The organism is Streptomyces sp. NPDC028289 (assembly GCF_055565975.1).
On sequence record NZ_JBVHTI010000010.1, the window covers coordinates 416,307 to 429,180 of the forward strand.

13 protein-coding genes are annotated in these 12,874 nt (G+C 72.1%); 9 read left to right on the top strand and 4 right to left on the bottom strand.

What is annotated here, in order from left to right; translation table 11 throughout:
- Positions 1 to 252: 252 nt before the first annotated feature.
- The 4 genes from fmt (at position 253) to ACZ4UV_RS44375 (ending at position 4,724) form a co-directional block, all read left to right on the top strand.
- Positions 253 to 1,185: a methionyl-tRNA formyltransferase gene (gene fmt / locus ACZ4UV_RS44360; protein WP_467846260.1), complete on the top strand. Its 933-nt coding sequence runs from the start codon at positions 253 to 255 to the stop codon at positions 1,183 to 1,185.
- 83 nt (positions 1,186 to 1,268) lie between these two features.
- The gene (locus ACZ4UV_RS44365) at positions 1,269 to 2,687 is read left to right on the top strand and encodes an RsmB/NOP family class I SAM-dependent RNA methyltransferase (protein ID WP_390047977.1); all 1,419 of its coding nucleotides are present in this window, start codon (positions 1,269 to 1,271) and stop codon (positions 2,685 to 2,687) included.
- 228 nt (positions 2,688 to 2,915) lie between these two features.
- Positions 2,916 to 3,602: a ribulose-phosphate 3-epimerase gene (gene rpe, locus ACZ4UV_RS44370; protein ID WP_352364554.1), complete on the top strand. Its 687-nt coding sequence runs from the start codon at positions 2,916 to 2,918 to the stop codon at positions 3,600 to 3,602.
- A 78-nt stretch (positions 3,603 to 3,680) separates the two neighbouring features.
- Entirely contained in the window at positions 3,681 to 4,724 is a 1,044-nt protein-coding gene (locus tag ACZ4UV_RS44375) for a sugar-binding transcriptional regulator (RefSeq protein WP_351487819.1), read from the top strand.
- 69 nt (positions 4,725 to 4,793) lie between these two features.
- On the opposite strand, the gene ACZ4UV_RS44380 is transcribed toward ACZ4UV_RS44375, so the two are convergent.
- The 3 genes from ACZ4UV_RS44380 to ACZ4UV_RS44390 all read right to left on the bottom strand — a co-directional run bounded on the left by ACZ4UV_RS44380 (position 4,794) and on the right by ACZ4UV_RS44390 (position 7,151).
- The gene (locus tag ACZ4UV_RS44380; protein WP_467846275.1) at positions 4,794 to 5,381 is read right to left on the bottom strand and encodes a TetR/AcrR family transcriptional regulator; all 588 of its coding nucleotides are present in this window, start codon (positions 5,379 to 5,381) and stop codon (positions 4,794 to 4,796) included.
- Positions 5,382 to 5,451: 70 nt separating this feature from the next.
- Positions 5,452 to 6,753 carry an MFS transporter gene (locus tag ACZ4UV_RS44385; RefSeq protein ID WP_451022459.1) on the bottom strand — a complete coding sequence of 434 codons (1,302 nt, stop codon included), beginning with the start codon at positions 6,751 to 6,753 and terminating at the stop codon, positions 5,452 to 5,454.
- Between the two features lie 173 nt (positions 6,754 to 6,926).
- Complete coding sequence (locus ACZ4UV_RS44390; protein ID WP_451022460.1) at positions 6,927 to 7,151, bottom strand: helix-turn-helix domain-containing protein; 225 nt, start codon at positions 7,149 to 7,151, stop codon at positions 6,927 to 6,929.
- A gap of 306 nt (positions 7,152 to 7,457) precedes the next feature.
- On the opposite strand from ACZ4UV_RS44390, the gene ACZ4UV_RS44395 reads away from it, so the two are divergent.
- From ACZ4UV_RS44395 to ACZ4UV_RS44415, 5 genes are all read left to right on the top strand, one after another.
- Complete coding sequence (locus ACZ4UV_RS44395) at positions 7,458 to 8,258, top strand: alpha/beta fold hydrolase (RefSeq protein WP_467846283.1); 801 nt, start codon at positions 7,458 to 7,460, stop codon at positions 8,256 to 8,258.
- Positions 8,259 to 8,382: 124 nt separating this feature from the next.
- Positions 8,383 to 9,348: a Dyp-type peroxidase gene (locus ACZ4UV_RS44400; protein WP_451022462.1), complete on the top strand. Its 966-nt coding sequence runs from the start codon at positions 8,383 to 8,385 to the stop codon at positions 9,346 to 9,348.
- Between the two features lie 61 nt (positions 9,349 to 9,409).
- Positions 9,410 to 9,721 carry a barstar family protein gene (locus ACZ4UV_RS44405; RefSeq protein WP_451022463.1) on the top strand — a complete coding sequence of 104 codons (312 nt, stop codon included), beginning with the start codon at positions 9,410 to 9,412 and terminating at the stop codon, positions 9,719 to 9,721.
- Positions 9,722 to 9,882: 161 nt separating this feature from the next.
- Positions 9,883 to 11,325 (top strand): GuaB1 family IMP dehydrogenase-related protein, encoded by a 1,443-nt coding sequence (locus tag ACZ4UV_RS44410; protein WP_451022464.1) that lies wholly within the window; start codon positions 9,883 to 9,885, stop codon positions 11,323 to 11,325.
- A 91-nt stretch (positions 11,326 to 11,416) separates the two neighbouring features.
- The gene (locus ACZ4UV_RS44415; protein ID WP_046726552.1) at positions 11,417 to 11,869 is read left to right on the top strand and encodes an Lrp/AsnC family transcriptional regulator; all 453 of its coding nucleotides are present in this window, start codon (positions 11,417 to 11,419) and stop codon (positions 11,867 to 11,869) included.
- A gap of 168 nt (positions 11,870 to 12,037) precedes the next feature.
- Here the strand turns inward: ACZ4UV_RS44415 and ACZ4UV_RS44420 are convergent, their stop codons facing one another.
- Positions 12,038 to 12,778: a GntR family transcriptional regulator gene (locus ACZ4UV_RS44420; protein ID WP_390047963.1), complete on the bottom strand. Its 741-nt coding sequence runs from the start codon at positions 12,776 to 12,778 to the stop codon at positions 12,038 to 12,040.
- Positions 12,779 to 12,874 lie beyond the last annotated feature (96 nt).

The window sequence follows — 12,874 nt, forward strand, 5'->3', positions numbered from 1 at the left end:
TGAAGAGGTTGACCGACCTGTGGGGGTGTTCGCCGTCGGCGGCTTGCGGTTCGTCGGCTGTCGCCTGTTGCCCACCCGCGCGCCGCCCGTTGCGGTTGGTGGAGAGGTTGACCGACCTGTGGGGGTGTTCGCCGTCGGCGGCTTGCGGCTTTGTCGTGCGGGGGCTTCGGGGCTGTGGGCGGTGGTTGGTTGTTGCGGCATAGACTTGCTTGTTGCCCGTGTTGATGCCGTTCGAGAGGGTCTCAGTCGCCCATGAAGCTTGTCTTCGCCGGTACCCCCGAAGTCGCCGTTCCCGCTCTGGACGCTCTCATCTCCTCCGGGCGGCACGAGGTGGCCGCCGTGGTCACGCGGCCCGACGCGCCGGCCGGGCGGGGACGCAGGCTGGTCGCTTCGCCGGTGGCCGAGCGGGCGATGGAGGCCGGGATCGAGGTGCTGCGGCCGCTCAAGCCGCGCGAGCCGGAGTTCCTGGAGCGGCTGAAGGAGATCGGGCCGGACTGCTGTCCGGTGGTGGCCTACGGTGCGCTGCTGCCCCGGGTCGCACTCGACGTGCCGGTCCACGGGTGGGTCAATCTGCACTTCTCGCTGCTTCCCGCCTGGCGTGGGGCGGCTCCGGTGCAGCACTCCCTCATGGCGGGCGACGAGATCACCGGCGCCTCCACCTTCCTCATCGAGGAGGGGCTGGACTCCGGGCCCGTCTACGGGACCGTCACCGAGGAGATCCGGCCCACCGACACCAGCGGTGACCTGCTGACCCGGCTCGCCTTCGCCGGGGCCGGGCTGCTCGCCGCGACCATGGACGGTATCGAGGACGGCACGCTCAAGGCCGTACCGCAGCCGGGGGAGGGCATCACCCTCGCGCCGAAGATCACCGTCGAGGACGCGAAGGTGGCGTGGTCGGCGCCGGCGCTGCGGGTCGACCGGGTGGTGCGGGGGTGCACCCCGGCCCCCGGTGCCTGGACCACCTTCCGCGGTGAGCGGCTCAAGCTCATCCAGGTCACGCCGGTGCCCGAGCGGACCGATCTCGCCCCCGCCGAGATCGCTGTCGGGAAGAACAGCGTGCACGTGGGGACGGGGTCGTACGCCGTGGAACTGCTCTGGGTACAGGCCCAGGGCAAGAAGCCGATGCGGGCCGCCGACTGGGCGCGTGGCGTGCGCATCGGCGCCGGGGAGACCCTCGGCGCCTGAGCCCCTTTCCCCACCAGCGGCTTTCCCGCGTACGCGGCGTACGCTGGGAGTCGCCTCATTCCCATACCCGGAGCACCTTTTTCGTGAGCGAGCAGTCCCGGCGGCCGCGCAGGCCCGCCAAGCCCTACCGCCGTCCCCAGAAGGACCCCGTCCGCATCCTCGCCTTCGAGGCGCTGCGCGCCGTGGACGAGCGGGACGCGTACGCCAACCTCGTGCTGCCGCCGCTGCTGCGCAAGGCCCGGGAGAAGGGCGACTTCGACGGGCGGGACGCCGCGCTCGCCACCGAGCTGGTGTACGGGACGCTGCGCCGGCAGGGGACGTACGACGCGATCATCGCCGAATGCGTCGACCGGCCGCTGCGCGAGGTGGACCCGCCGGTGCTTGACGTGCTCAGTCTGGGTGTGCACCAGCTGCTCGGGACGCGGATTCCCAGCCACGCCGCCGTCTCCGCCTCCGTCGAGCTGGCCCGGGTGGTGCTGGGCGACGGGCGGGCCAAGTTCGTCAACGCCGTGCTCCGCAAGGTCGCGCAGGACGATCTGGACGGCTGGCTCGCCAAGGTCGCGCCGCCCTACGACCAGGACCCCGAGGACCATCTGGCCGTGGTGCACTCGCATCCGCGGTGGGTCGTCTCCGCCCTCTGGGATTCGCTGGGGGGCGGGCGCGCGGGGATCGAGGAGCTGCTGGCCGCCGACAACGAGCGGCCTGAGGTGACGCTGGTCGCCCGGCCGGGGCGGGCCACCACCGAGGAACTCCTCGGCGAGGAGGCCGCCGTACCGGGGCGCTGGTCGCCGTACGCCGTGCGGCTCGCCGAGGGCGGGGAGCCCGGCGCCATCACGGCCGTGCAGGAGGGCCGGGCCGGTGTGCAGGACGAGGGCAGCCAGCTGGTCGCCCTCGCGCTCGCCAACGCGCCGGTCGAGGGGCCGGACGCGAGGTGGCTGGACGGCTGCGCCGGACCCGGCGGCAAGGCCGCGCTGCTCGCCGCGCTCGCCGCCGAGCGGGGGGCCGTGCTGCTCGCCTCCGAGAAGCAGCCGCACCGGGCCGGGCTGGTCGAGAAGGCGCTGCGCGGCAACCCGGGGCCGTACCAGGTCATCGCCGCCGACGGCACCCGGCCGCCGTGGCGCGCCGGCACCTTCGACCGGGTCCTGATGGACGTTCCCTGCACGGGCCTGGGCGCGCTGCGCCGCCGCCCGGAGGCACGGTGGCGGCGCCGCCCCGAGGACCTCGACAACTTCGGTCCGCTGCAGCGTGCGCTGTTGCGTACTGCGATCGACTCGGTGCGGGTGGGCGGAGTGGTCGGGTACGCGACGTGTTCTCCGCATCTGGCGGAGACGCGGGCGGTGGTGCAGGACGTGCTGAAGCAGTGCCCGGACACGGAGCTGGTGGACGCGCGTCCGTTGCTGCCGGGGGTGCCGGAGCTGGGGGAGGGACCGGATGTGCAGCTTTGGCCGCACGTGCACGGCACCGACGCGATGTATCTGGCACTGATCCGCCGGACCGGCTGAGGCCGGGGGGACCCCCAGCGCCCACCCGTGCCGCCCTGCGGCACGCCTGCCCGCAGCTAGGTGGCTGACGCGACTGCAGCGCCCCGTAAGGGGCGCTGGGGGTACCCCCGGCCGAAGGCTGGGGGAGGAACTGCGCGGCCAGCCCTCACCCGACCGCGCGCGACCCACAACCGCGACCACTCCGAACCCCACTCGGCCCACCCCGTCAGGGCATGGCACGCTTGGGGCATGGCCGTGCAGATCAACCCCAGCATCCTGTCCGCCGACTTCGCCCGCCTCGCGGACGAGGCGAAGGCGGTCGAAGGCGCCGACTGGCTCCACGTCGACGTCATGGACAACCACTTCGTCCCGAACCTCACGCTCGGTGTGCCGGTCGTAGAGTCCCTGGCCCGTGCTACGGACACCCCGCTGGACTGCCACCTGATGATCGAGGCCCCTGATCGATGGGCGCCGCAGTACGTCGAAGCGGGGGCCTCCTCCGTCACCTTCCACGTGGAGGCGGCGGCCGCCCCGGTGCGGCTCGCGCGGGAGATCCGGGCGAAGGGCGCCCGCGCGTCCATGGCGCTCAAGCCCGCGACGCCCATCGAGCCGTACGAGGACCTGCTCCCCGAGCTGGACATGCTGCTCATCATGACGGTGGAGCCGGGCTTCGGCGGCCAGGCCTTCCTCGACATCATGCTGCCGAAGATCCGCCGCACCCGGGAGTTGATCAGCAAGCACGGACTGGAGCTGTGGCTCCAGGTCGACGGTGGGGTTTCTGCGTCGACGATCGAACGGTGCGCGGACGCCGGAGCCGACGTTTTTGTGGCAGGTTCGGCGGTGTACGGGGCAAACGACCCGGCAGAGGCGGTACGTGCACTGCGCACCCAGGCGGCGGCGGCCACCGCCCAGGCGTCGTGGGCGTGCGACCACTGAGGTACGGGAACGTGAACGGCTCCGATCAGGGCTGATCAAGTGCGCCGGATCTGCAAGGATGAACGGCGTATCCAGAGTGTGAACAGCAGTGAGGAGATGGCCGTGTCGGGTATGTCGGCGGGCCGGTCAGCCATGCGGATGGGACCCGCAGAGCTGGTGCAGGCGGCGGCCATGGCCCGCCGCTTCTACCTCGAAGGCAAGTCCAAGATCCAGATCGCCGAGGAGTTCGGCGTCAGCCGCTTCAAGGTGGCCCGGGTACTGGAGACTGCCCTCGAAAGGGATCTCGTACGCATCGAGATCCGCGTACCGGCCGAACTGGACGCCGAGCGCTCGGACGCGCTCCGCGCCCGGTACGGCCTGCGGCATGCCGTCGTGGTCGAGTCCCCGGCCGAGGCGGAAGAGACCCCCGACCCCGAGAACCTCGGCGAGGTCGCCGCGGACCTGCTCGGCGAGCTCGTCAACGAGGGAGACGTGCTCGGCCTCGCCTGGGGCCGGTCCACCATCCACATGGCGGCCGCCCTCGACCGGCTGCCGCCGTGCACGGTGGTGCAGTTGACCGGCGTGTACGACGCGGGGACCTCCGAGCGCGGCTCGGTCGAGGCCGTCCGGCGCGCCGCGCAGGTCTCGGGCGGCGACGCGCACCCCATCTACGCGCCGATGCTGCTGCCGGACGCGGCCACCGCGGCGGCGCTGCGCAACCAGACCGGGATCGCCCGGGCCTTCGAGTACTTCGACAAGGTCACGGTCGCCTGTGTCTCCATCGGCTCCTGGGAGCCCGGTATCTCCACGGTGCACGACATGCTCAGCGACGAGGAGCGCGCGCACTACGCCACGCTGGGCGTCGCCGCCGAGATGGCCGCGCACCTCTTCGACGCCGAAGGCCGCCGGGTCGGACGCGACCTGGGGGAACGCTGCATCACGGTCAAGGCCGACCAGTTGCGGCGTATCCCGGAGGTCGTCGCCATCGCGGGCGGGCAGCGCAAGGCGGCCGCGATCGACGCGGTGCTGCGGTCGGGGTTGGTCACCAGCCTCGTCACCGACACCTCGGCCGCCGACTTCCTGATGACGGCGGGCACCACGCCCAAGCCCGCGCTGAACCGCGCGGACCCGGACGGTCCCTGACCGGGAGCACGGCAGTGCCGCGGCAGCGGGGGTGACAACGCTGCCGCGGCGCCTGTGTCCGACAGGTCCTCAGGACCGCTTCGGAAGTGCCGCGTCGATCAGCACGCCGGCGGCCTCCCGGGCGACCGCCCCCGCCGACGGGTCGCGGTCCATCCTGGCGGACACCCCGCCGCCGTCGTACAGCAGGTGGAGCTGATGGGCGAGCGCCTCGGGATCCGGGGCGCCGGCGTCCCGGGCGAGGTCGGTGAAGAGCGCGCGGATCCAGGCACGGGCGACGTCGGAGGCCTCCTCGATGGCGCTGCCGTGCTTGGCCTCCGCGCTCGCCGCCACGAAGGCGCAGCCGTGGTAGTTCTGCTGGGCGAGCAGCTCGGCCTGCGTGTCGAAGACCGCCAGCAGCCGGTCGCGCGGGGTGCCGGCGGCGTCGACGGCGTGCAGCAGCCGCTCGGTCAGCCTGGTGTGCCGGGCGTCTAGGTAGGCGCGGATGAGCTGTTCCTTGCCGCCGAAGGTGTTGTACAGCGAGGCCTTGGCGACCCCGGCGTGCTCGATGATCCGGTCGATCCCGACCGTCTGCACGCCCTCCGCGTAGAACAGCTCGTTCGCAGCGGACAGGAGCCGCTCCCGGGCCGTGGGAGCCTTGGCACTCAACGTCTTCGTCATGCCACTCACCTTCTCGACTCTTCGATTCTACGGCTGACCAGACCGGTCTACTCAGTGGTCGGGACGCCGGTCACCGGGACGCGTCCGCGTGCTCGGCGTGGACGGCCGGGGTGCCGCCGGAGGCCACCAGCACACCCGGCGCGCTCTGCGGCTTGCCGCGCAGCAGCAGTGCGGCCAGGGCCAGCAGCGCCAGCGCGATGACCACCGCGCCGTACTCCTCGGAGGTCGGGACCAGCCCGCCGCCGTGCACCACCAGCACACCGGCGAGCACGGAGGGGACCCCCATGCCGAGGTAGGAGACGACGAAGAGCAGGGACAGCACGCCCGAGCTCTCGTGCGGCCTGGTCAGCGGCATCACGGTGCGGATGCCGCCCTGGAAGCCGCTGCCGAACCCGAGGCCGGACACGGCCGTACCGGCGAAGAACAGCGCCGGCACGCCTCGGTCGACGGCCACCAAGGTGAGCGCCACCCCGGCGACCAGCGCGACGATGCCGGTGTACGTCACGGTGGTCGCCGAGGCGCTGCGCAGGGCGAGGACCGAGCTTGCCGCCACGAACGCCAGGACGAAGAGGCCGAGGCCGCCCCAGACGGCGGAGGTGGAGCCGACCAGGGTACGGACCAGGGCCGGGCCGAGAGAGCCGTAGAACCCGGCCAGCGCCCAGACGGCGAACATGACCGGGGCCGTCGCCAGGACGGCGCCGCGGACGGTGCGCGGGAGCCTGATCTCGGGCACCAGACTGGACAGCGCGCCGGGCGCACGGGTGACGGTCTCGTCGATCAGGGCGATGGCGACGGCCTGGGCGGCGAACACGGCGAGCAGGCCGAGGTAGATCGTGTGGGTCGGGGCGGGCAGGTACTGCACGACGAATCCGCTGACCAGGGCGCCCGTCGCGGTGCCCAGACCGGGGGCGAAGGCGTTCGCGAGCGTGCCGCGGGAGCGGTTGATGTCCATCATCCCGGCACCGATCGCACCGAGCGCGGCGCCGGTGGACAGGCCCTGCACGACGCGGGCGACGAGCAGTTCACCGATGCCTCCGGCGGTGGAGAACAGCAGCATCGCGGTGGCCTGGGCGGCGATCGCGGTGATCAGGACCGGGCGGCGGCCGACGTGGTCGGACAGCTTGCCGAGGACCAGCAGGCCGGAGAGGACGGCGATCGCGTAGACGCCGAAGACGACCGTGGTGGTGATCGGGGTGAATCCCCATTCGGCTTGGTAGGTCGCGTAGAGCGGCGTGGGCGCGCTGGAGGCGGCGAGGAAGGAGACGACGACGGAGGCGAGCACGTAGAACGCCGCGCGCGGGGGGATCGGCCTGCGCGCTGCCGTCACGCGCTCGGTGCGCTCGGTTCGCTCGTGCGGTGCGAGGTGGTTCATCGGAGATCCTTCGCGGGGACGGTGCCGAAGAGCGTCGGTTCGGAGATGCTCGGTGGGTAGACCTGTCTGTCTACCTGGCCTGCTCAACCGCATAGACAGGTCTGTCTATTCCGTCGGAGGAGGTTTCTTCGCACATTTCCCGGCACGAAGACGTCCGGGCGCGAACCGCGCGGTCAGGCGGCGGCGCGGGGCTCGCGGAACGCGCGGCGGTACGCGGTGGGTGTGGTGCCGACGGCGTCCCGGAAGCGGGCGCGGAGGTTGGTGCCGCTGCCCAGGCCGCTCCGGGCGGCGATCTGCTCGATGCTCAGGGTGGTGACCTCCAGGAGTTCGCGAGCGTGGTTGACGCGGGCGGTGAGCAGCCACTGGTGCGGGGAGACGCCGGTCTCCTGCCGCCACATGCGGACGAGGGTGCGCGGGGAGACCCGGGCGTGCCGGGCGAGCGCGTCGAGCGGGAGCGCCTCGTCGAGGTGGCGCAGGGCCCAGTCGCGGGTGCCCGCGAGGGTGTGGGCGGTGGGGGAGGGCAGTGACCGGTCGATGTACTGGGCCTGGCCGCCGTCCCGGGTGCGGTGCGGCGACCAGCTCCCGGGCGATCTCGTTGGCGACGGCTGCGCCGAGGTCCTTGCGTATCAGGTAGTGGCACAGGTCGATGCCGGCGGTCACTCCGGCGGAGGTGAGCAGGGGAGCGCCCGACGACGATCGGATCCATGAACGCACACACCCCGATCGGCCGGTACTTCGACGTCCGGGGCGGGCAGGTCTACGGCCACGTCCGCGAGGGCGACGGACCGGCCCTCGTCTTCCTCCACTACTGGGGCGGCTCCCATCGCACCTGGCGGCCGCTCCTCGAACTCCTCGACCCCGCCCGGGCGTTCGTCTCGTACGACCAGCGAGGCTGGGGCGCGTCCGCCGCCACGCCCGGTCCGTACGGCATCGAACGGTTCGCCGACGACGCCCAGCAGGTCGTCGAGCAGCTCGGCCACGACGAGTTCGTGGTCGTCGGCCACTCCATGGGCGGAAAGGTCGCCCAGGTTCTCGGCTCACGGCGCCCGGCGGGGCTCCGGGGCCTGGTGCTCGTCGCGCCCGCGCCCCCCGCCCCGGTCGGGGTGACGCCCGAGTTCCAGGAGGCTCTCTCGCACGCCTACGACGACGCGGAGGCCGTCGGCCGGAGCATCGACCAGGTGCTGACCGGCCGGCCCCTCGGTGACGCCCTGCGCGGCCAGGTCCTGGAGGACAGCTCCCGCGCGGCGGAGGCGGCCCGCTCGGCCTGGCCGAGGCAGGGGATGGTCGAGGACTTCTCCGGCAGCGTCGGGAAGATCGACGTTCCCGTGCTGGTGCTCGCCGGCGGCGCGGACCGGGTCGACCCGCCGCAGGTGCTGCGCGAGCACCTGCTCCCCCTCGTCCCCACCGCGACCCTCGTCGAACTGGACGGGGTGGGCCACCTGTCCCCGCTGGAGGCACCGGACCTGGTCGCCCGCCACCTCGGGGACTTCCTGCGCGCCCTGTGAGCCGCGACGGGCATGTCTTCCGACAATCTCAACGCCGTTGTATGGAGCGTCTTCGCCGACTCGACGCCGTCAACCCCGAGTATGTGTACGACAGACCGCGTACCGAACGCATCGGGAGGACGAGTTGACCATTGAGCCCCAATCCGTGCCGGGAGCCGAACCACAGCCGGTGCTCGGTCCGTTGACCACCGCCGCGATCTTCCTGGTGCTCACCGTGCGCCCCGGCGGCGAGGAGACGGCACGGGAGGTGCTGGGCGATCTCCGCGCGCTGCAGCGCAGCTTCGGGTTCGGGTCGCCGGACGCCGCGCTGAGCTGTGTGGCGGGGGTCGGCTCCGCCGCCTGGGACCGCCTGTTCGACCACCCCCGCCCGGCGAACCTGCACGCCTTCCGGCCTCTGGAAGGACCCCGGCACACCGCGGTCGCCACCCCGGGCGACCTCCTCCTGCACATCCGGGCCACCCGGTTCGACCTGTGCTTCGGGCTCGCCGCCGAGATCATGCACCGGCTGCGCGACGCGGTGACCGTCGAGGACGAGGTGCCGGGCTTCAAGTACCTGGACGCGCGCGACCTGCTGGGCTTCGTCGACGGCACCGAGAACCCGGTCGGCGCCGCCGCCCGCAGTGCCGTCCTGATCGGGGCGGAGGACCCCGGCCATGCCGGCGGCAGCTACGTGGTCGTACAGAAGTACCTGCACGACCTCGACGCCTGGAACGCGCTGCCCGTCGAGACGCAGGAGCGGATCATCGGCCGTACGAAGGCCACCAACCTCGAACTGGAGGGGCCGGCCTCCCACGTGGACCTGAACACGATCACCGGCCCGGACGGCGAGGAACGGCAGATCCTGCGGGACAACATGCCCTTCGGCAGCCCCGGCGGCGGCGAGTTCGGGACCTACTTCATCGGCTACGCCCGGACGCCGGACGTCATCGAGCAGATGCTGCACAACATGTTCCTCGGTACCGAGGACGCCACCCACGACCGGATCCTCGACTTCTCCACCGCGGTCACCGGCACACTCTTCTTCGTGCCGTCCGACGACTTCCTGGACGACCTGCCCGCGCTCCCCGGAGCCGACGGGAGCGGACGGTGAGACCGACGCCCGCGCACATGGTCGTGGACCGGCCCCGCAACCTCACTCGAACGGTGCTGAGATGACGACGAGCCCGCACCTGGTCACGCTCGACCTCGACGGGGTCGCCGACAAGGCCGGCCTCATGGACCGGATCGCCGCCACCCTGGACCTGCCCGGCTGGTTCGGGCGCAACTGGGACGCCCTCACCGACAGCCTCCGCGACCCCTCGGTGTGGCCGCCGGAGGCCGTCGACCGCGGGCTCCTGATCGTCGTCACCGGCTGGCGGGGATACGCGCGGACCAGACCGGACGAGTGGGAGACCACCCGGCGGGTGTTCACCGACGCGTCCGCCGACGAACCCGCGCTGACCGTCGCCCTCGCCCTCCAGTGACCCCGCCGTAGCCCCTGTAGGTTCGTCCAAGCGGGCTCTGACCTGCCTGGATGTTCGTCCCGGGCATGACGTCCCGGTCGGCATGGGAGAATGAAGTACGTGCTTTTCCCTCTGGCCGGCCGGTCCGGGGGTCACCTCTGATCGACTGGGATGTGCGGCACGTGCGTTTCCTCAATGACATCCAGCCCGCGTACGACCTGACGTACGACGACGTCTTCATGGTGCCGAGCCGCTCCGCGGTCGGCTCGCGTCAGGGCGTGGACCTCGGCTCGCCGGACGGCACGGGCACCACCATCCCGCTGGTCGTCGCCAACATGACCGCGATCGCGGGCCGGCGGATGGCCGAGACGGTGGCCCGGCGGGGTGGACTCGTCGTCATCCCGCAGGACATCCCGATCGACGTGGTCACCGATGTCATCACCTGGGTCAAGAGCCGCCACCTGGTCCTGGACACCCCGATCGTGCTGGCCCCGCACCAGACCGTCGCCGACGCGCTGGCCCTGCTGCCGAAGCGGGCGCACAACGCCGGCGTCGTCGTCGACGAGGACGGCCGCCCCGTCGGCGTCGTCACCGACCGGGACCTCACCGGCGTCGACCGGTTCACCCAGCTCGCCGAGGTCATGTCCCGCGACCTGCTGCTCCTGGACGCGGACATCGACCCCCGCGAGGCCTTCAACAAGCTCGACGGCGCCAACCGCCGCTACGCCCCGGCGGTCGACCGGGACGGCAAGCTGGCCGGCATCCTCACCCGCAAGGGCGCCCTGCGCGCCACGCTGTACACCCCGGCGACCGACGCGCACGGCAGGCTGCGCATCGCCGCCGCCGTCGGCATCAACGGGGACTTCGCGGACAAGGCCAAGCAGCTGCTCGACGCGGGCGTCGACACGCTCGTCATCGACACCGCGCACGGCCACCAGGAGTCGATGATCAACGCGATCAAGCTGGTCCGAGGCCTGGACCCGCGGGTCCCGATCGCGGCCGGCAACATCGTCTCCGCGGAGGGGGTCAAGGACCTCGTCGACGCGGGCGCGGACATCATCAAGGTCGGCGTGGGCCCCGGCGCCATGTGCACCACCCGCATGATGACCGGCGTCGGCCGGCCGCAGTTCTCGGCGGTCCTGGAGTGCGCCGCCGAGGCGCGGAAGTACGGCAAGCACGTGTGGGCCGACGGCGGTGTCCGGCACCCGCGTGACGTCGCCATGGCGCTGGCCGCCGGGGCGTCCAACGTGATGATCGGCTCCTGGTTCGCGGGCACCTACGAGTCCCCCGGCGACCTCCAGCAGGACGCCGACGGGCGGCTGTACAAGGAGTCGTTCGGCATGGCCTCCGCGCGGGCGGTACGCAACCGCACGTCGGAGGAGTCGGCCTACGACCGGGCCCGCAAGGCGCTCTTCGAGGAGGGCATCTCCACGTCCCGGATGTTCCTCGACCCGGCCCGGCCGGGCGTGGAGGACCTGATCGACTCGATCATCGCGGGTGTGCGGTCGTCGTGCACGTACGCCGGTGCCGGGTCGCTGGAGGAGTTCGCCGAGAAGGCGATCGTGGGGATCCAGAGCGCGGCGGGTTACGCGGAGGGCAAGCCGCTGCACGCCAGCTGGAGCTAGCCGCTTCACGGTTCGCCGCCGGGCTCGTGTTCTACTTCGGGTACGGCTGCCGCCGGTCCCGTCCTGCACCATCCGAAGGCTGAACGACCCCTTGCTGAACGATCTCGACGAACGCATCGTGCACGCCCTCGCCGAGGACGCCCGCCGTTCCTACGCGGACATCGGGCAACTGGTCGGCCTGTCCGCGCCTGCCGTCAAACGGCGGGTGGACCGGCTGCGCGCCACCGGGGCGATCACCGGATTCACCGTACGGGTCGACCCGGCGGCCCTCGGCTGGGAGACCGAGGGGTTCGTCGAGATCTACTGCCGGCGCAACACGTCCCCGGAGACCATCCAGCGGGGCCTGGAGCGCTACCAGGAGGTGGTGGCCGCGTCGACGGTCACCGGTGAGGCCGACGCGGTCGTGCAGGTCTTCGCCTCCGACATGCGGCACTTCGAGAGGGTGCTGGAGCGGATCGCGGGGGAGCCGTTCGTGGAGCGCACCAAGTCGGTGCTGGTGCTGTCGCCGCTGCTGCGCCGCTTCTCGTCGGGTGCGCCCGGGTGAGAGTGACGGGGGGTGCGGTCGTGCGCCGGGTGCGGGCCGGTGGGGGTTGTTCGCGCAGTTCCCCGCGCCCCTGGGGCGGCGGCGGAACCGCGCCCTGAAGGGGCGCGGGGAACTGCGCGACCAGCCACGAATCACCCGCACCCGGCGCACGACCGCACCGCCCGCCTCCTACTCCGCGGTCTTCCTCGCCAACGCGTTGTTCCCGATGGAGTTGTGCACACTGAAGCTCACCGCGTCCGACCGGTAGCGGTCGTCGGACCACTCCACCGGCCGCCCCTCCCGCGTCGTCGTCACCCGCCGCACCCGCAGCAGCGGGCTCGTCCGGCGGATGCCGAGCAGCTCGGCATCCTGCGCACCCGCCGCCACCGCGTCTATGACGTGCTCGCCGTAGGCGAAGACCAACCCCTTGTCCTCGTACAGGCGTTGCGTGACCGAAGGGCAGTCCGGCTCTATCGCCTCGACCGCCGGAGAGATCCAGTCCGCGTAGACCGTGCGCTCCAGCAACACCGGCTCGCCGTCCAGCCCACGTACCCGCAGCACATGCAACACGGGTGTACCCAAGGCCAGTTGGAGGCGTACGGCGTCCTCCTGCGTGGCCGGCCGGTACTCCTGGGACACCACGTGTCCGGTCGCCTCGCGGCCCATCGCCTTCGCCCACTGCGCGAAGCTGCGCAGCTCCGCGAAGCTCTGGCTGCGGCGGCTGGCGAGGACCACCCGGCGGGCGCCCTGACGGGAGCCGATCAGCCCCTCGGCGGTGAGCGCGGCGACCGCCTGGCGCACGGTGCCGCGGGAGACGCCGTACTCCGCGGCGAGCTCCGTCTCCGAGGGCAGCCGGCTGCCGACGGTGTACTCCTCGCGGTCGATGGCGCGCCGCAGCTCGTCGGCGATCTCCTCGTGTCGCGCCGTCATGCTTCCCCTCTGGGTAGACCGCTGTGCACAGCGTGACCAGCCTAATCGACGTTCCCAGGTGAGTCGTGTCAGCCCGCACCCGGCCTGGATTGTGCA

Excerpts from the sequence above, each read along its gene's own strand:
- ACZ4UV_RS44395 (WP_467846283.1), top strand. The coding sequence starts at position 7,458 with ATGAACGCACACACCCCGATCGGCCGGTACTTCGACGTCCGGGGCGGG.
- ACZ4UV_RS44420 (WP_390047963.1), bottom strand. The coding sequence starts at position 12,778 with ATGACGGCGCGACACGAGGAGATCGCCGACGAGCTGCGGCGCGCCATC.
- ACZ4UV_RS44390 (WP_451022460.1), bottom strand. The coding sequence starts at position 7,151 with ATGTGGCGGCAGGAGACCGGCGTCTCCCCGCACCAGTGGCTGCTCACC.
- ACZ4UV_RS44380 (WP_467846275.1), bottom strand. The coding sequence starts at position 5,381 with ATGACGAAGACGTTGAGTGCCAAGGCTCCCACGGCCCGGGAGCGGCTC.
- ACZ4UV_RS44405 (WP_451022463.1), top strand. The coding sequence starts at position 9,410 with ATGACGACGAGCCCGCACCTGGTCACGCTCGACCTCGACGGGGTCGCC.
- fmt (WP_467846260.1), top strand. The coding sequence starts at position 253 with ATGAAGCTTGTCTTCGCCGGTACCCCCGAAGTCGCCGTTCCCGCTCTG.
- ACZ4UV_RS44385 (WP_451022459.1), bottom strand. The coding sequence starts at position 6,753 with ATGAACCACCTCGCACCGCACGAGCGAACCGAGCGCACCGAGCGCGTG.
- rpe (WP_352364554.1), top strand. The coding sequence starts at position 2,916 with ATGGCCGTGCAGATCAACCCCAGCATCCTGTCCGCCGACTTCGCCCGC.